The sequence below is a fragment of the Streptomyces sp. NPDC005803 genome (assembly GCF_040630435.1).
Lineage (GTDB): Bacteria > Actinomycetota > Actinomycetes > Streptomycetales > Streptomycetaceae > Streptomyces.
Genome location: NZ_JBEXXO010000001.1, coordinates 312442 through 328246, shown reverse-complemented (window position 1 = coordinate 328246; position 15805 = coordinate 312442). Strand labels below are relative to the sequence as shown.

Here is a 15805-nt window from a genome sequence, read left to right as displayed (position 1 = left end):
CCCTACGGCTTTACTGCTTACCGCACTGCGGGACCAGCTTCTTCTCTTCCTCCGAGAGGCTGGGTCCGGGAGTGGGAGTCGCTGAAGTCTGCTTGGTCTTGGTGGCCCCGGACGTGGCGGACGTCTTGGTGGCGTCCGTGTCCGTACCGCCGGCCTGGCCCTCGTCGCTGGGGGCGTTCTTCTCGGCTGCGCGGCGCTGTGCGTCCTTCTTGCACGCGGTCGCCTGGGTGGCGAGCTCGGTGATCTTCTTGCGGGCGTCGGCCAGGCTGCCCTCGGCGATGGTCGCCTCGACCTGCTTGCGCTGGTAGGGCGGGAGGTACTTGAGTTCGATCTCGGGGTGGTCCTTCTCGACCTTCGAGAGCGTGACCCACGCGAGGTCCTGGCTGATGCCCCGGTACAGCGCGACGTTGTCGTTCTTCGCGCCGACGAAGTACTGGGTCTGGGTCCAGCGGTAGCCGCCGTACAGACCGCCGCCGATGACCGCCAGGGCGAGCACGACGTACAGGGACCGCTTGAGCCACTTGCGGCCGCCGGGCTTGACGAAGTCGTCGTCGGAGTAGGACCCGAAGGAGCCGTCCGGCATCCCGTCGTAGCCGACGTCGTCACCGCTGCCGGGAGGGCCGAAGCCGCCCGCGGGCGGCGGGACGGGCCGGCCGAGACCGGCCGCGCGTCCGGCGGGGGTCTCCATGGCGCCGCCGTCGTTCAGCTGGGCGGCCTGGTTCTCCGCGACGGCTCCGACGATCACCGGGGTGTCGTTGAGCTGAGCGGCCAGGGTGTCGTTGCTGTCGACGTCGAGGACGTCGGCGACGATGCAGGTGATGTTGTCCGGACCGCCGCCGCGCAGGGCGAGCTGGATGAGGTCCTGGATGGTCTCCTGGGGGCCCTGGTAGCTGGCGAGCGTCTCCTCCATCGTCTGGTGGGAGACGACGCCGGAGAGCCCGTCGGAGCAGATCAGATAGCGGTCACCGGCCCGGACCTCACGGATGGAGAGGTCGGGTTCGACGTGGTCGCCACTGCCCAGCGCGCGCATCAGCAGGGAGCGCTGCGGGTGGGTGGTGGCCTCCTCCTCGGTGATCCGGCCCTCGTCGACCAGCCGCTGGACCCAGGTGTGGTCCTGCGTGATCTGCGTCAGGACGCCGTCCCGCAGCAGATAGGCGCGCGAGTCGCCGACGTGCACGAGACCGAGGCGCTGGCCCGTCCACAGGAGCGCGGTGAGCGTGGTGCCCATGCCCTCCAGCTGGGGGTCCTCCTCGACCATCATGCGCAGCTGGTCGTTGGCCCGCTGGACCGCCGTGCCGAGCGAGGTGAGGATGTCGGAGCCGGGCACGTCGTCGTCGAGCTGGACGAGTGTGGAGATCACCTCGGAGCTGGCGACCTCACCGGCGGCCTGGCCGCCCATGCCGTCGGCGATGGCGAGCAGGCGCGGTCCGGCATAGCCGGAGTCCTCGTTGCCCTCCCGGATCATGCCCTTGTGCGATCCGGCGGCGAAGCGCAGGGAAAGACTCATGCGCACCTCGCCCGTCGGTTCGGGGTACAGCCGGTCTCGAGCCACACTGCCCACCCTCCGGTCGGGAGCCTGCCCGGGTCCGATGCCCGGACCGCCGCGGCTCGCTCGCTCCGCTCGCTCATTGTCGTACTACTTCCGCAGCTCGATGACGGTCTTGCCGATCCGGATCGGCGCGCCCAGCGGAACAGGCGTCGGGGTGGTGAGACGGGTCCGGTCCAGATACGTGCCGTTGGTGGACCCGAGATCCTCGACGATCCACTGGCCGTCACGGTCGGGGTAGATCCTGGCATGCCTGCTGGACGCGTAGTCGTCGTCCAGCACGATCGTTGAGTCATGGGCCCGGCCCAGCGTGATGGTCTGGCCCTGGAGCGCCACCGTGGTGCCGGTGAGCGTCCCCTCGGACACGACCAGTTTGGTCGGTGCTCCCCGGCGCTGGCGGCCGGGCTGCTGGCGTTGCTGCGGCGGTGCCGCAGGGGTCTGGCGTGCCTGTGGAGGCCGTGCGTCGGCAGCAGTGCGGCGTGAGCCGCGCTGCGTGACGCGCGTTCCGAACAGGTCACTTCGAATGACCTGGACGGCCACGATCACGAACAGCCACAGAACAGCCAGGAATCCTAGCCGCATGACCGTAAGGGTCAGCTCTGACATTGCCCCCGCTTCACCCTTCGGCTTGCCGGTAAACGATGGTGGTACTGCCCACGACGATCCGCGAGCCGTCGCGGAGCGTAGCGCGGGTGGTGTGCTGCCCGTCTACCACGATGCCGTTGGTAGACCCGAGATCCTGGATCGTCGAGGGCGTTCCGGTCCTGATCTCACAGTGCCGGCGGGAGACGCCGGGGTCGTCGATCCGTACGTCCGCGTCGGTGCTGCGTCCCATCACCAGCGTCGGCCGGGAGATCTGATGACGGGTGCCGTTGATCTCGATCCAGCGTCGCACCTGCGTGTTCGGCAGGGGGCTGGGGGTGGCCGGCGGACGCCGGTCGTGCCCTGGTCCCCCGCCGTGCCTCGCGCCCGGCGGCGGGGCCGCGGGCATGGGCGGTGCGGGGCTGGGCGGGTAGCCGTAACCGCCGGGCGCCTGGGGGCGTCCGGGGTGGGCGGGCGGTGCGGCCTGCTGTCCCGGGTGGTTCGGGAACCCCTGCTGGCCCGGCTGGTCCTGTGACGAACTCGACGCCAGGGTGCGGCTGCGCACCCGGTAGAGACCGGTGTCGAGGTCCTCCGCCTTCTCCAGGTGGACCTTGATGGGGCCCATGAAGGTGTACCGCTGCTGCTTGGCGTAGTCCCTGACGAGCCCGGAGAGCTCGTCGCCCAGCTGGCCGGAGTACGGGCTGAGGCGCTCGTAGTCGGGGGCACTGAGCTCGACGATGAAGTCGTTGGGGACGACGGTCCGCTCGCGGTTCCAGATGGTGGCGTTGTTGTCGCACTCCCGCTGGAGGGCGCCGGCGATCTCGACCGGCTGGACCTCGGACTTGAAGACCTTGGCGAAGGTGCCGTTGACCAGGCCTTCGAGACGCTGCTCGAAACGCTTCATGACTCCCATGGGGCACCTCCTCCGTCGTCGTCGTCCCTGTACTGCTTACTGATCGTATCCACGCGTCGGGAAATCGGCTGGTTCCCCTTGTCTGCACTGTGGAGGAGTGTCCCCCCTCACACGGATCGTAGAGGCGGCCTCCTGACAGTGTCCCGCACCTTGGGTGCACTCAGGAGGAGTGGGGGGCGGCGGGTGCGGGTTCCCGGTTCCCTCCGGGCGTTCGTCGAAACAAACGGATGTGAATCCACCCTGCCCAGCGTGCTAATCTTCCGTTTGTCGCCAGGCGCTCGCAGAACAAGCGAGAGTCTGGAAACACCACTCATGCGCGAGTGGCGGAACGGCAGACGCGCTGGCTTCAGGTGCCAGTGTCCTTAGGGACGTGGGGGTTCAAATCCCCCCTCGCGCACAAGAGAGAAGCCCCACCGGCCATGCCGGTGGGGCTTCTTCGGTTCTGGCTCCGGGTGATCTCCCGGCTGGTTTGGTTTCACGTGAAACGTCCGAATCGGGCCCTCAAGCCCTCGGGTCGAGGGTGGGGGTCCGGGTCTGCGGTGCGGGAAGGGCCGGGGTCCACGGACCCCGGCCCTTCCCGTTCGTCGCGCCTTGCGTCTCGGGCGGTTCGGCCGGCCCTCAGCCGGCCTCCGACGTCCTCCGGCGTTCTCCGGCGCCTTCAGGCGTCTTCAGGCGTCCTCAGGCGGCGAAGCGGGAGGCGAGGGCCTTGGCCTTCTCCGAGGCGTCGCTGAAGGCCTTGGCGCGGGAGGCGTCGGCGAGCGGGATGAGCTCGGCCATCTCCGGCTTGACGTGCGCCAGGGTGAGCTCCGGGACGATGAAGTCGACCTCGGCGGCGAACATGGACGTCAGCAGCGTCGCCAGGTAGTTCTGCACGAACTCGGCGCCCTCGCGCGGGGTGCCCGCGGCGTACGAGCCGCCGCGGCTGGCGACGATGGTGATCGGGGTGCCGGCCACCGGGCTGTCGGGGCCGATGTTGTGGCCGACGATGAGCACGTGGTCGAGCCATGCCTTGAGCGTCGACGGAATCGAGAAGTTGTACATCGGGGCGCCGATCAGGACGGCGTCCGCGGCGGCGAGTTCCGCGGCGAGCTCGCCCCGCAGCGGGTGCGCGACACCGGCCGCGGCTGCCTCGGCGTCCAGGTGCGGCAGGGGGTCGGCGGCCAGGTCGCGGTAGACGACCTTTCCGTCCGGGTGCTGCTCGCGCCAGGTCTGCACGAATGCGGCGGTGACCTCCCGTGACGCGGAGCCCTGGGGGAAGACGGCGGAATCGAGGTGCAGCAGTGTGGCCATGAGGGTCTCCACGGTTCGGTGAGGGGCGAGTCGATGACGTCGCCCATATTTCGTACGTACCTAGTAATAACATAGGTGCTTACGAATAGTAAGCCGCTCACCTCCACGCAGTACCCTGGACGCATGGCGGATCACAGCGAGCAGGCGTGCAGGCGGGTGGACGTGGGCATCAGCCGCGTCTTCGAGCTGTTCGGTAAGCGCTGGACAGGGCCGATCGTCTCCGTGCTGATGCAGCAGCCCGTGCACTTCGCCGACCTGCGGCGGGCCATTCCGGGCATCAGTGAGCGCATGCTCTCGGACCGGCTGACGGAACTGGGCGCGGCGGGGCTGGTGGTCCGCGAGGTCGACGAGGGGCCGCCGCTGCGGGTCTCGTACCGCCTGACGCAGGCCGGCGCCGCGATGGAGCCCGCGCTCAAGGAACTGGGGAACTGGGCCAAAACCCATCTGAAGGACGACCTCGGCCGCTGTTGAGCGGAGCCCGGGCAGGCGGCTGGCGGCTGTTGAGGAGCCGGGGGCGGGCAGCTGAAGGCTGTTGAGGAGCTTGGGCGGGTACCTGGTGGCTGTTGACGAGCCCGGGCGGGTACCTGGCGGCTGTTGAGGAGCCGGGGCGGGCAACTGGCGGCTGTTGAGCGGAGCCCGGGCGGGCAACCGCTGGGCAGCGGTACCGTCTCCCGCAGTTGAGAGGGCCGGGACGCCGGACGCCGACGGGGGCGCCGGGCGCGGTCGGGGGAGGCTGCGCGCCATGATCGAGACCGAAACGACCGTGCCGGCGGAACGGGCTGCGGCAGACGGTCCGCGCATTCCGCTCGTGCCCGGGTTCGCCCCCCGCGTGCACCCGGATGACCGGAGCGCGCCGCTCTCGCCGAAAGGGGCCGGCAAGGCGCTGCGCCGGCGGGTGCCCCGCTCCTCCCACGCCTCTCTGGACCTGTCGGCGGGGCGGCCCGACGCGGTGCGGGCGGTCGAGGAGTCGAACCAGGGCCGGGTGGCGGGTCTCACACCGATACGGGTGGGGCGGATGGCTGCCACGCCGTTCGCCTTTCTGCGGGGCTCGGCGGGGCTGATGGCCCTCGACCTGGTGGGGACACCGGTCACCGGGGTGGCCGCCCAGCTTTGCGGTGACGCGCACGCGGCGAACTTCGGGCTGTACGGCGATGCCCGGGGCAGCCTGGTCATCGACCTGAACGACTTCGACGAGACCGTGGCCGGCCCGTGGGAGTGGGACCTCAAGCGTCTCGCCACCTCACTGGTGCTCGCGGGCCGCGAGGCCGGTGCGGACGAGGACACCTGCCGCAGGGGCGCGTACGACACGGTGGGCGCGTATCGGCGGACGATGCGGCTGCTGGCCCGGCTGCCCGCGCTCGACGCGTGGAACGCCATCGCCGACGAGGAGCTGGTCTCGCACACGGACGCGCGGGATCTGCTCGGCACCCTGGAGCGGGTGTCGCAGAAGGCGCGCAACAACACCAGCGCCCGCTTCGCCGCCAAGTCCACGGAGGACTGCGGGGACGGCGGGCGCCGGTTCGTCGACGCGCCGCCGGTGCTGCGGCGGGTGCCGGACGCGGAGGCGGCGGCGGTCGCGGCGGGGCTGGGTGGCTACCTGGCCACGGTGTCGGAGGACCGGGTGCCGCTGCTGGCCCGGTACGCGATCCACGACGTGGCGTTCCGCGTGGTCGGCACGGGGAGCGTGGGCACCCGGTCGTACGTGGTGCTGCTGCTGGATCACCGGGGCGAGCCGCTGGTCCTGCAGGTGAAGGAGGCCCGGCCGTCGGTGCTGGCACCCCATCTGCCCGCCGTGGGCTTCGCTGTGCCGGAGGTGGAGCACGAAGGGCGCCGGGTGGTGCTCGGACAGAAGAGGATGCAGGTCGTCAGCGACATCTTGTTGGGTTGGGCGACCGTGGAGGGCCGGCCCTTCCAGGTACGGCAGTTCAGGAACCGGAAGGGCAGCGTCGACCCGGCGGCACTCGCGCCCGACCAGGTCGACGACTACGGCCGGATGACCGGAGCGCTGCTGGCGCGGGCGCACGCGCACAGCGCCGATCCACGGCTGATCGCGGGGTACTGCGGGAAGAACGACGAGCTGGACGAGGCCGTGGCGGCGTTCGCGGTGACGTACGCGGACCGTACCGAGGCGGATCACGCGGACCTGGTGCGAGCCGTCGGCGCGGGGCGGATAGCCGCCGAGTCCGGGGTGTGACGCCCACCGCGCCCACCGTGCGTCCGCGGCGTCCGGGTCGTGGCCATACGCTGGACGGGTGACCCACGAAGCCGCCGGGGTGCCGACCACCCGGAACGACGATGCCCGGCAGGGCGACGCCCTGCAGGACGAGCAGCCGGGCTCCCCGGCCGAGACCCACGCGGGCAGCCCCGGCGGGGCCGCCGAGGGCGGTGCCTCCGGGGCTGCCGAGGGGGGTCCTATCGGGGCTGGAGATGCCGCCGGTGCGCCCGCTGACGGCGGTGGTGGCGGTGTGGGCGGCGGTGCCGGGGCGGAGGGCGTGGGGGCTGAGCAGGAGCGTCCCGAGGCGCGGCTGGCGCACGCTGTGCGGGTGGCCGAGCAGGCGCTGATCGAGTTCGAGATCGCGGTGGAGACGTTCCGGGTCGAGGTCGAGAACTTCTCCCGGCTGCATCACCAGCGGTTGGGCCCGATGTACGCACGGCTCGACGAGCTCGACGCACAGATCGCGGAGGCCCGGGCCGCCAGGACGGGCGACCCGGAGGACCTGCGCAAGGCGCAGGAGGCGCGGGCGATCGTGATGCCCATGCCAGGGGTCGACGAACTGTTCCACGAGTGGATGGATTCCGAGGGCCTGTCCCCCGAGGCCGCGGCCATGCTCACCGAGCAGCCGGTCCGGCCGCCGAAGAGGGTGCGGCCGACCGACGAGGCGCGCAAGCTCTACCGCGAGCTGGCGCGCAAGGCCCATCCGGACCTGGCCCAGGACGAGAGCGAGCGGGCCCGGCGGGATGAGTTCATCACCCGCGTCAACGCCGCCTACGGTCGCGGGGACGAGGCGCTGCTCAAGGAGCTGGCCCAGGAGTGGGCGGCCGGACCGGTCCTGCCCGAGGCGGAGCTCAGCGAGGCCGACGAGCTCTACGCCCGGCTGAACTGGCTGACCCAGCGCAAGGAACTGCTGACGGTGCTCGCCCAGGAGCTGGAGCAGAGCGCGATCGGGGCCATGCTGCGGATGGCACCGGACGATCCGGACCACCTGCTGGAGGAGATCGCCGAGCAGTTGCTGGGCGAGGTCGCGCAGCGGGAGACCGAGCTGGCGGCTCTGGTGCAGTAGCGTTTCCGGTGACTTCGGTTGACTTCGGTGCGTCTTTACGAGAGAAGGCAGGACCCATGAGCTTCGCCCCGCTTCCCGCGGTCGACGTCACGGCGGTGCCGGCGGACGGCTTCGTGCTGGACGTCCGGGAGGACGACGAATGGGCCGCCGGACACGTCGACGGTGCCCTGCACATTCCGATGAGCGACTTCGTGGGCCGGTTCGGTGAGCTGACCGAAGCGGTGGAGGACGGTCGTCGGGTGCACGTGATGTGCCGGGTGGGCGGCCGATCCGCCCAGGTCACCCAGTACCTGGTGCAGCAGGGCATCGACGCCGTGAACATCGACGGCGGCATGCTCGCCTGGGACAGCGCGGGACGTCCGATGACCACGGACAGCGGCGCCCCCGCTTTCGTCGCCTGACGGCACTGCTTGCCGGCCGTTGGCCCTTGCTGGTTGCTGGTTGCTGGTTGCTGGTTGCTGGTTGCCGGTGGGTCGTGGTCGTGGGCCGTTGGCGGCTGCTCTTCGGCGGCTGTTTGTGATGGTTGAAGTCTGAAGTCTGCGGGCTGAGGGCTGTCGGCTGGTGTTGTCGGCCAGGTCCGTGCCGGCCCCGCAGCGTCTGGTGGTGTCAGTCGAAGGGGTGGGCGGCCAGCAGGTCGCCCAGGGCCTCTTCGTGAGCCGCTGCCGGACCGAGGGAGAGCTCGATCTGCTTCGCCCAGGCGTGGAAACGGTGCAACGGGTAGTCGGTGTCCGCGCCGAAGCCGCCGTGCAGGTGCTGAGCCGTCTGCACGACCCGGCGGACCCCGTCGGACGCCCAGATCTTCGCCACCGCGACATCCCCTGCCGGCGGCAGTGCGCCGGCTCCGCCGGCGGCGATCCGCCAGGCCGCCTGCCAGAGGGTCACCTCCATGGCCCGCAGGTCGATGTAGCGGTCCGCGGCCTGCACGGCGACCGCCTGGAAGGTCGCGACGGGGAAGCCGAACTGTTCGCGCTTGCCCGTGTACTGGCTGGTCATGGCCAGTACGGCCTCGCCGAGACCCAGTGCGAGCGCGCACGTGCCGATGGTGAGTACGGAGCGCAGCCATTCCCAGGCGTCTGCGGCGTCGATCAGTCGACGGGCCTCTATCCGGACGGCGTCCAGCCGCACCTCGCCGAAGCGTTCACCGTTGGTCGAGACCTGTTCGGCGATGGTGAGCCCGTCGTCGTCGCGGCGGACCAGGGCCAGCACGGCGCGGCCGTCGCCGAGGTGGGCGGGCACCGCGATCCAGTCCGCGGCCTGTGCCCACGGCACCCCCGACTGCACGCCGTCGAGTACCCAGGACGCTGCGGGGGCGGGGGCGGGGGCGGGGGCGATGGCGGTGGTGGTGGCCTGGGTGTGGGGGGCCGGGCCGGCTCCGGCGCCGGCGTCTTTGGCCGGCCGTGCGATGACCGCGAGTTCGGCGGGGTCGTGGCCGGTGCGGCCGTTGGCGCCGACCGTGAGAACCAGGTCCCCGCGGCCGACGCGTGGCAGCAGCTCGGCTGCCAGTTCCCGGTCGCCGTGGCGCTGGATCGCCATGGCGACCGCGCACGTCTCCAGCAGCGGGACCCGGGCGAGGACCCTCGCGGACTCGCGCAGCACCAGGCAGAGCGCGACCAGGTCGAGGCCCGCCCCGCCGTGCTCCGGAGCCAGCGTCAGGCTGAGCAGGTCGCCGGCCGCGAGCCCGGCCCACAGCGGCCTGTCGATGTCCTCGGCCACCGCCCCGGGCACGAGCGCGGGGCTGGGCACCGCATCGGGGGCGACACCCGAGAAGACCGCCCGAGCCGCCTCGGTGGCTGCCTGCTGTTCCTCGGTGAAGGTGAAGTCCACTGTCCTGGCCTCCCGCGAACGCTGCGCCCGTACCGGACCTGACGGGTCGTCAAGATAGAACAGGTTCTACAAGAAGGGAACGGTCCGTCCGTACGGGGTCCAGGCGAGGGTGCGTCCGGACGGGGCGGCCCGGGTCGTGGGCGTAGGCCTGAGGTGGCCGAGGCGTGTAGGCGTGAGGGGGCCCGGGAGCGGGTGCAGGCGTGAGGGGCCCCGGGCGTGGGTCGGTCCGGAGCGCGGGCCACGTCAGGGTGGGGGCGGGGCCACCGCCCAGGGGCGGTATCGAAGCCGAGCTACGCCTCCACGGGCACTGGATCAGCGGTCGAAGTCGAGCTCCACCTCCCCGGTCACCGGATGGGACTGGCAGGCCAGCACATACCCGGCGCCCGTCTCCTCCGGCTCCAGCGCGAAGTTGCGGTCCATCCGCACCTCGCCCGAGACCAGGAAGGCCCGGCAGGTCCCGCACACCCCGCCCTTGCAGGCGTACGGCGTGTCGGAACGGCTGCGCAGCACCGTTTCCAGCAGGGACTCGCCCTCCTGCACCGGCCACGTGCCCGAGCGGCCGTCCAGGGTCGCCGTGAGCGTGCTGTGCGCGGAAGCCTCGATCCGTGGCCGGACGGGCGCGTCCAGGCTGTCCTCCACGTGGAAGATCTCCTGGTGGACGCGGGTCCGCTCGACGCCCAGACCGTGCAGCGCGCCCTCGGCGGCGCGGACCAGCCCGAGCGGGCCGCACAGGTACCAGCCGTCGACGTCGGTCACCGGCAGCAGTGCCGGCAACAGGTTCGTCAGCCGTTCGCGATCCAGCCGGCCGGAGGGCAGACCCGCCTGCTGTTCTTCCCGGGACAGCACGGTGACCAGCTGGAACCGGTCCGGATAACGGTCCTTGAGGTCGGCGACCTCATCCAGGAACATCGTCGACGCGGCGGTCCGGTCGCTGCGGACCAGGCAGAACGAGGCGTCGGCCTCCCGGGCCAGCAGGGTCGCCGCGATGGACAACACCGGGGTGATGCCGCTGCCGCCGACGATCGCCGCGAACTGTCCGGGGCGCGGTGCGATCACGAAGCGGCCCCTCGGAGGCATCGCCTCCACCTGGTCGCCGACGGCCAGCTCCTTGAGCGCGTACGTGGAGAACGCACCCCCGTCGACGAGCCGGATGCCCACGCGGAGCCCCGGGTCGGCCGGTGGCTCGGTGGCCGGTGCGCAAATCGAGTACGAGCGACGGATCTCCTCACCGCCGACGGTGTAGCGGACATTCAGGTGCTGGCCGGGCTTGTGGCGGAAGGTCTCGCGAAGCTGGGGCGGCACGGCGAAGGTGACGGCCACCGAATCGTCCGTGAGCCGCTCGATCGCGCTGACCCGGAGCGGATGGAACATCTACAACTCCTTGAAGTGGTCGAACGGTTCACGGCACGACACGCAGCGGCGCAGCGCCTTGCAGGCGGTCGAGGAGAAACGGCTCAGAAGCTCCGTGTCGGTCGAGCCGCAGTGCGGGCAGCGCACCGACAGGGTGAGCGGTACGGGCCCCGCGGAAGAGGTCGCGGCGTCGTGCGGGCGCGGGGGAGCGATGCCGAACTCGGCGAGCTTGCGCCGCCCTTCCGCGCTGATGTCGTCCGTGGACCAGGCCGGGGAGAGGACGGTGACCACGGAGACCTCGGTCATGCCGTGGTCGTGCAGCACCCGCTCGATGTCCGTCGACATCGTCTCCATCGCCGGGCAACCGGTGTACGTCGGGGTGAGACGGACCGTGACGCGGCCCGGTGCGAGGACCTCCACGCCCCGGAGCACGCCGAGCTCCTCCAGGGTCAGTACGGGCAGCTCAGGGTCGGGGACGGCGCCCGCGAGGCTCCGCAGCTCCTCCTCCAGGGGTGTCCAGGTCACCATGACGCCCCCGGGTGGCTGCGGTGCAGATGCTGCATCTCGGCGATCATCCGGCCGAACGGCTCCGTGTGGATGCCCTGACGGCCGGCGCCGGCCGTCCAGGCGCCGGTCTGCGGTCCTGTGGGCACGGTCAGCGTGGCTCGTTCCAGCAGGGTGGTGACGGAGTCCAGCCAGCGGCTGTGCAGGGCCTGCCAGTCCACCTCGACGCCTTCGACGGGCTGGAACAGCTCACCGGTGTAACGCCACAGGGCGTCCACTCCGCACTGCATGCGCTCGTGGCTCTCTGCCGTGCCGTCACCGAGGCGCAGGGTCCACTGCTGGGCGTGGTCCCGGTGGTAGGCGACCTCCTTGACGGCCTTGGCCGCCAGCCCGGCGAACTCCCCGTCCCCGGACGCCAGCTGTTCGTACAGGCCGTGCTGGTAGACCGAGAAGTACAGCTGACGGGCGATGGTGTGGGCGAAGTCGCCGTTGGGCTGCTCGACCAGCTGGACGTTGCGAAAGGCACGCTCCTCGCGCAGATAGGCCAGCTCGTCCTCGTCACCCGCCAGGGAGAGCAGGATGCGGGCCTGGCCCAGCAGGTCCAGCGCGATGTTGGCGAGGGCGACCTCCTCCTCCAGCACGGGGGCGTGGCCCGCCCACTCCCCCAGCCGGTGCGACAGCACCAGGGCGTCGTCGCCGAGCGCCAGGGCCGCGGTCACAGGTGCTTCACCCCGTCCGGGATCGCGTAGAAGGTGGGGTGCCGGTAGGGCTTGTCACCCGCCGGTTCGAAGAAGGTGTCCTTCTCGTCCGGCGAGGACGCCGTGATCTGGCTGGACGGCACCACCCAGAGGGAAACGCCCTCGGAGCGGCGCGTGTACAGATCGCGTGCGTTCCGCAGGGCCATCTCGGCGTCGGGGGCGTGCAGGCTGCCGGCGTGGGTGTGGGCGAGCCCGCGCCGGGAGCGCACGAACACCTCCCACAGCGGCCAGTCGGTCGAGCTGCTCATGCTGTCGTCTCCCCGTTCGGTACATCCGTGGCCGGCGCGTCCGTGAGCGGTGCGGCCGTGGTCGGTCCATCCGTGTGCTTCTGCGCGTACGCGGCGGCCGCGTCCCGGACCCAGGCGCCTTCCTCGTGCGCCCGACGGCGCTGGGTGAGGCGTTGCTCGTTGCACGGTCCGTTGCCCTTCAGGACCTCCTGGAACTCCGTCCAGTCGATCGCCCCGAAGTCGTGCTGCCCGCGCTCCTCGTTCCAGCGGAGATCCGGGTCGGGGAGGGTCAGGCCCAGGACCTCGGCCTGCGGGACGCAGATGTCCACGAAGCGCTGCCGCAGTTCGTCGTTGGAATGGCGCTTGATCTTCCAGGTCATCGACTGCGCCGAATGCGACGAGGCGTCGTCCGGCGGGCCGAACATCATCAGGGACGGCCACCACCACCGGTTCACAGCGTCCTGGGCCATCTCGTGCTGCGCCGTCGTGCCGTGGCTGAGGGCGAGCAACAGCTCGTACCCCTGGCGCTGGTGGAAGGACTCCTCCTTGCAGATGCGGACCATGGCCCGGGCGTAGGGGCCGTAGGAGCAGCGGCAGAGGGGGACCTGGTTGGTGATCGCGGCACCGTCCACGAGCCAGCCGATGGCGCCGACGTCCGCCCAGGTCAGAGTCGGGTAGTTGAAGATGGACGAATACCGCTGGCGGCCCGCGTGCAGCTTGTCGAGCAATTCCTCGCGGCTCGTCCCGAGGGTCTCGGCCGCGCTGTACAGATACAGGCCGTGTCCCGCCTCGTCCTGCACCTTGGCCATCAGGATGGCCTTGCGGCGCAGCGAGGGCGCGCGGGTGATCCAGTTGGCCTCCGGCTGCATGCCGATGATCTCCGAGTGGGCGTGCTGGGCCATTTGCCTGACCAGCGAGGCGCGGTAGGCGTCGGGCATCCAGTCACGTGGCTCGATGCGCTCGTCGGCGGCCACCGCGGCGTCGAAGGCCGCCTCCAGGGCCCCGCCCGCCCCATCGCTACCGCCTGCTGCCGCCTGCGCTGTCTGGCCCGCAGTCACTGCCGCCATCCCGGACTCCCTACCGACCGATCGTTCGGTTCAATGTCTTCAATGGTGAGTCTGCGGCCCGTAGGGTGTCAACCCTGTGGATAACTGACCGGGATCGACGGGGATCGGGGCGGGATGGATTCGTACGACGACAAGGGCGTCGGCGGGGGTGTCGGTGGGGGCGTCAGGGGCGAGGGCGAGGGTGCGGCCGGCCCGGAGACGCGGAAGATTCCCGAGCCCCGCAGCGATCCGGGCGCGCGCACGCCTGCGGACCGTCCGACCGATCCGGATGCCCCCATCGATCCGGACGCCCCCATCGATCAGGCCACCCGCACCGCTGCGGACCTTCGCGCCCTGCCGGGCCGTGCCACTGCTGCGGAGCTTCGCGCCCTGCCGGGCCGTGCCACTGCTGCGGAGCTTCGCGCCCTGCCGGGCCGTGCCACTGCTGCGGACCTTCCCGACTCGCCGGGTCCTGGCCCCGTTGTGGACCGGCTGACCGATCCGGGCATTCCCGCCGACGCGGACCCCCGCGCCGGCGTCGAGCCGCGCGTCGGTATGGCCGGGCTCTCGTTGCCGTACCAGATCGTCGCCGCCGGGGTGCTGTCGGTGATCGGGCTGATCGCCGGCATCCAGCTGGCCATGGTGTTCCTGCACGTCGCCCCCTCCAACACGCTGACCAAGCAGCACGGCGAGGCGGTCGATCAGTGGATCTACCCCGAGTTCGAGCAGAACTGGAAGCTCTTCGCCCCCAATCCGCTGCAGCAGAACATCGCCGTGCACGTGCGGGCCGAGATATCGGGGCCTGAGAAGCGTCGGACCACCCCCTGGATGAGCCTGTCGGGCGAGGACGGCAAGGCGATACGCGGCAATCTGCTGCCCAGCCACGTCCAGCAGAACGAACTCCGCCGGGGCTGGGACTTCTACCTCGGCTCGCACGACAGCCAGAACCGGGCCAACGGTCTGCGCGGCAGGCTCTCCGAGCAGTACATTCGGCGGATCGTGATGCTGCGGCTCAGTGAGCACGACTACGGCGGCGACGTGCTGAGGATCCAGGTCCGTTCCGAGGTCCGGTCCGTGGCGGCCCCCGCGTGGAGCGACGAGAAGATCAGCACCAAGCCGTCCTACCGGGTACTGCCCTGGTGGACCGTCACCGCGGCCGACCTGCCCAAGGGCTCGGCCACCTCCGAGGAGGCGGACCAGTGAGCACCCCCGGCCCCGAGCGCACGCTCGCCCGCGGTATCCAGCGCATCACGGCCACGTCCATGGGCCCGTACCAGAGCGCCGTCATCCGCATCGGCTTCTCCGCCACGTACCTCCTGTTCCTGCTGCGTGAGTTCCCGCACCGTCACGAGATGTACGGCCCCGACGCCCCGTGGCGCTGGGACATGGCGCACCAGCTCATCTCCAGCAACCAGGCGTTCACCACCCTGATGTGGTCGGACAGCGCCGTCTGGTTCGAGGTCGTGTACGCGCTGGCGCTGGTCGCCGCCGCGCTGCTGATGGTGGGCTGGCACACCCGGGCCATGTCCGTCCTGTTCATGGCCGGTGTGCTCTCCCTGCAGAACCGCAGCATCTTCATGGGCGACGGCGGCGACAACGTCATCCACCTCATGGCGATCTACCTGGTGCTGACCCGGTGCGGACAGGTCTGGTCCCTGGACGCCCGCCGTGCGCGGCGTTCGGCCGCAGAAGACCCGCGCACGGGCGGGGTGGCCGGCCCGCTGCTGTGGGTGGCCTTCGGCGCGGTCCTCTGCGGGGCCACGGTGACGGGGAGCCTGGGCGGGACCGCCTGGCTGCCGGTCTTCTTCTGGATCCTGTGGATCGGCCATGGCGCCTGGTGGGCGGTGAACCGGTACGCACCGCGCAGCGAGCCGCGCACCCTGCTCGACGTCATCGCCAACCTCACGCACAACGCCACACTCGTCGTGATCATGGCCGAGGTCTGTCTGATCTACGCGACCGCGGGCTGGTACAAGATCCAGGGCGGGCGCTGGCAGGACGGCACGGCGCTGTACTACCCGCTCAATCTGGACTACTTCACGCCCTGGCCCGGGCTTTCGAGCCTTCTGGCGTCCAGCGGTGTGATGGTGATGGTGCTGACGTACGCCACGGTCGTCGTACAGGTCGCCTTCCCGTTCACCCTGTTCAACCGGCGCGTCAAGAACGTGCTGCTCGTCGTGATGATCTGCGAGCACGCGGGCATCGCCCTGTTGCTGGGGCTCCCCTTCTTCTCGATGGCCATGATCGCCGCGGACGCCGTCTTCCTGCCGACCGTCTTCCTGGTGTGGCTCGGCGGTCGGGTGGTGCTCGGGCGGGACCGGCTCCTGCGGCGGCGCGGCAAGGTGCCGGGGCCACGGGACGGCGCGGACGCGGAGCCCGTCGAGGGCCCCGGTGCCGAGGACCGGGAGGCACCGCGGCATCGCGACGGCGAGGGCCATACGCTCGTCGGGTGAGCAGCGAGACAGGCAGTACAGGCAGCACCGA

Annotated in this window: 16 protein-coding genes and 1 tRNA gene; 7 read left to right on the top strand and 10 right to left on the bottom strand. The window is 70.9% G+C overall.

The genetic code is table 11. The annotated features are described in order from the left end of the window. Positions 1–10: 10 nt before the first annotated feature. The 3 genes from ABZ454_RS01480 to ABZ454_RS01470 all read right to left on the bottom strand — a co-directional run bounded on the left by ABZ454_RS01480 (position 11) and on the right by ABZ454_RS01470 (position 3041). A complete protein-coding gene (locus ABZ454_RS01480) occupies positions 11–1507 on the bottom strand; it encodes a Stp1/IreP family PP2C-type Ser/Thr phosphatase (RefSeq protein ID WP_359535569.1) in 1497 nt (498 codons plus the stop codon). A 129-nt stretch (positions 1508–1636) separates the two neighbouring features. Beyond that, positions 1637–2152: an FHA domain-containing protein gene (locus ABZ454_RS01475; protein ID WP_356325004.1), complete on the bottom strand. Its 516-nt coding sequence runs from the start codon at positions 2150–2152 to the stop codon at positions 1637–1639. Between the two features lie 10 nt (positions 2153–2162). Then, a complete protein-coding gene (locus ABZ454_RS01470; protein WP_356325006.1) occupies positions 2163–3041 on the bottom strand; it encodes a DUF3662 and FHA domain-containing protein in 879 nt (292 codons plus the stop codon). 314 nt (positions 3042–3355) lie between these two features. Between ABZ454_RS01470 and ABZ454_RS01465 the strand changes: the two genes are divergently transcribed. Further along, positions 3356–3438, top strand: a tRNA-Leu gene (locus ABZ454_RS01465). Between the two features lie 281 nt (positions 3439–3719). Here the strand turns inward: ABZ454_RS01465 and ABZ454_RS01460 are convergent. Then, complete coding sequence (locus ABZ454_RS01460) at positions 3720–4331, bottom strand: NAD(P)H-dependent oxidoreductase (protein WP_359535565.1); 612 nt, start codon at positions 4329–4331, stop codon at positions 3720–3722. Positions 4332–4454: 123 nt separating this feature from the next. Here ABZ454_RS01460 and ABZ454_RS01455 point away from each other — a divergent pair, with 123 nt between their 5' ends. The 4 genes from ABZ454_RS01455 to ABZ454_RS01440 all read left to right on the top strand — a co-directional run bounded on the left by ABZ454_RS01455 (position 4455) and on the right by ABZ454_RS01440 (position 8013). Next, positions 4455–4802 (top strand): helix-turn-helix domain-containing protein, encoded by a 348-nt coding sequence (locus tag ABZ454_RS01455; RefSeq protein WP_359535563.1) that lies wholly within the window; start codon positions 4455–4457, stop codon positions 4800–4802. 271 nt (positions 4803–5073) lie between these two features. After that, on the top strand, positions 5074–6525 hold the full coding sequence (locus tag ABZ454_RS01450; RefSeq protein WP_359535560.1) for a DUF2252 domain-containing protein: 1452 nt from the start codon (positions 5074–5076) through the stop codon (positions 6523–6525). Between the two features lie 58 nt (positions 6526–6583). Then, the gene (locus ABZ454_RS01445; protein ID WP_359535558.1) at positions 6584–7612 is read left to right on the top strand and encodes a J domain-containing protein; all 1029 of its coding nucleotides are present in this window, start codon (positions 6584–6586) and stop codon (positions 7610–7612) included. 56 nt (positions 7613–7668) lie between these two features. Further along, positions 7669–8013: a rhodanese-like domain-containing protein gene (locus tag ABZ454_RS01440; protein ID WP_356325016.1), complete on the top strand. Its 345-nt coding sequence runs from the start codon at positions 7669–7671 to the stop codon at positions 8011–8013. 205 nt (positions 8014–8218) lie between these two features. Here the strand turns inward: ABZ454_RS01440 and ABZ454_RS01435 are convergent, their stop codons facing one another. The 6 genes from ABZ454_RS01435 to paaA all read right to left on the bottom strand — a co-directional run bounded on the left by ABZ454_RS01435 (position 8219) and on the right by paaA (position 13342). Beyond that, a complete protein-coding gene (locus ABZ454_RS01435; protein ID WP_359535556.1) occupies positions 8219–9436 on the bottom strand; it encodes an acyl-CoA dehydrogenase family protein in 1218 nt (405 codons plus the stop codon). Positions 9437–9748: 312 nt separating this feature from the next. Then, complete coding sequence (locus tag ABZ454_RS01430; protein ID WP_359535553.1) at positions 9749–10807, bottom strand: 2Fe-2S iron-sulfur cluster-binding protein; 1059 nt, start codon at positions 10805–10807, stop codon at positions 9749–9751. After that, on the bottom strand, positions 10808–11314 hold the full coding sequence (paaD, locus tag ABZ454_RS01425) for a 1,2-phenylacetyl-CoA epoxidase subunit PaaD (protein ID WP_359535550.1): 507 nt from the start codon (positions 11312–11314) through the stop codon (positions 10808–10810). It lies immediately after the preceding gene. Beyond that, on the bottom strand, positions 11308–12009 hold the full coding sequence (paaC, locus tag ABZ454_RS01420; RefSeq protein ID WP_356322920.1) for a 1,2-phenylacetyl-CoA epoxidase subunit PaaC: 702 nt from the start codon (positions 12007–12009) through the stop codon (positions 11308–11310). The genes paaD and paaC overlap by 7 nt, the downstream gene beginning before the upstream one ends. After that, positions 12006–12296 (bottom strand): 1,2-phenylacetyl-CoA epoxidase subunit PaaB, encoded by a 291-nt coding sequence (gene paaB / locus ABZ454_RS01415; RefSeq protein ID WP_356322918.1) that lies wholly within the window; start codon positions 12294–12296, stop codon positions 12006–12008. The genes paaC and paaB overlap by 4 nt, the downstream gene beginning before the upstream one ends. Then, on the bottom strand, positions 12293–13342 hold the full coding sequence (gene paaA, locus ABZ454_RS01410; RefSeq protein ID WP_359535547.1) for a 1,2-phenylacetyl-CoA epoxidase subunit PaaA: 1050 nt from the start codon (positions 13340–13342) through the stop codon (positions 12293–12295). Before paaA ends, paaB begins: the two co-directional genes overlap by 4 nt. Before the next feature lie 369 nt (positions 13343–13711). On the opposite strand from paaA, the gene ABZ454_RS01405 reads away from it, so the two are divergent. Then, on the top strand, positions 13712–14524 hold the full coding sequence (locus tag ABZ454_RS01405) for a DUF5819 family protein (RefSeq protein ID WP_359535741.1): 813 nt from the start codon (positions 13712–13714) through the stop codon (positions 14522–14524). Beyond that, complete coding sequence (locus ABZ454_RS01400; protein WP_359535544.1) at positions 14521–15774, top strand: HTTM domain-containing protein; 1254 nt, start codon at positions 14521–14523, stop codon at positions 15772–15774. Before ABZ454_RS01405 ends, ABZ454_RS01400 begins: the two co-directional genes overlap by 4 nt. Positions 15775–15805: the final 31 nt, after the last annotated feature.

Excerpts from the sequence above, each read along its gene's own strand:
- ABZ454_RS01430 (WP_359535553.1), bottom strand. The coding sequence starts at position 10,807 with ATGTTCCATCCGCTCCGGGTCAGCGCGATCGAGCGGCTCACGGACGAT.
- ABZ454_RS01440 (WP_356325016.1), top strand. The coding sequence starts at position 7,669 with ATGAGCTTCGCCCCGCTTCCCGCGGTCGACGTCACGGCGGTGCCGGCG.
- paaD (WP_359535550.1), bottom strand. The coding sequence starts at position 11,314 with ATGGTGACCTGGACACCCCTGGAGGAGGAGCTGCGGAGCCTCGCGGGC.
- paaB (WP_356322918.1), bottom strand. The coding sequence starts at position 12,296 with ATGAGCAGCTCGACCGACTGGCCGCTGTGGGAGGTGTTCGTGCGCTCC.
- ABZ454_RS01455 (WP_359535563.1), top strand. The coding sequence starts at position 4,455 with ATGGCGGATCACAGCGAGCAGGCGTGCAGGCGGGTGGACGTGGGCATC.
- paaA (WP_359535547.1), bottom strand. The coding sequence starts at position 13,342 with ATGGCGGCAGTGACTGCGGGCCAGACAGCGCAGGCGGCAGCAGGCGGT.
- ABZ454_RS01460 (WP_359535565.1), bottom strand. The coding sequence starts at position 4,331 with ATGGCCACACTGCTGCACCTCGATTCCGCCGTCTTCCCCCAGGGCTCC.
- ABZ454_RS01470 (WP_356325006.1), bottom strand. The coding sequence starts at position 3,041 with ATGGGAGTCATGAAGCGTTTCGAGCAGCGTCTCGAAGGCCTGGTCAAC.
- ABZ454_RS01450 (WP_359535560.1), top strand. The coding sequence starts at position 5,074 with ATGATCGAGACCGAAACGACCGTGCCGGCGGAACGGGCTGCGGCAGAC.
- ABZ454_RS01480 (WP_359535569.1), bottom strand. The coding sequence starts at position 1,507 with ATGAGTCTTTCCCTGCGCTTCGCCGCCGGATCGCACAAGGGCATGATC.
- ABZ454_RS01475 (WP_356325004.1), bottom strand. The coding sequence starts at position 2,152 with ATGTCAGAGCTGACCCTTACGGTCATGCGGCTAGGATTCCTGGCTGTT.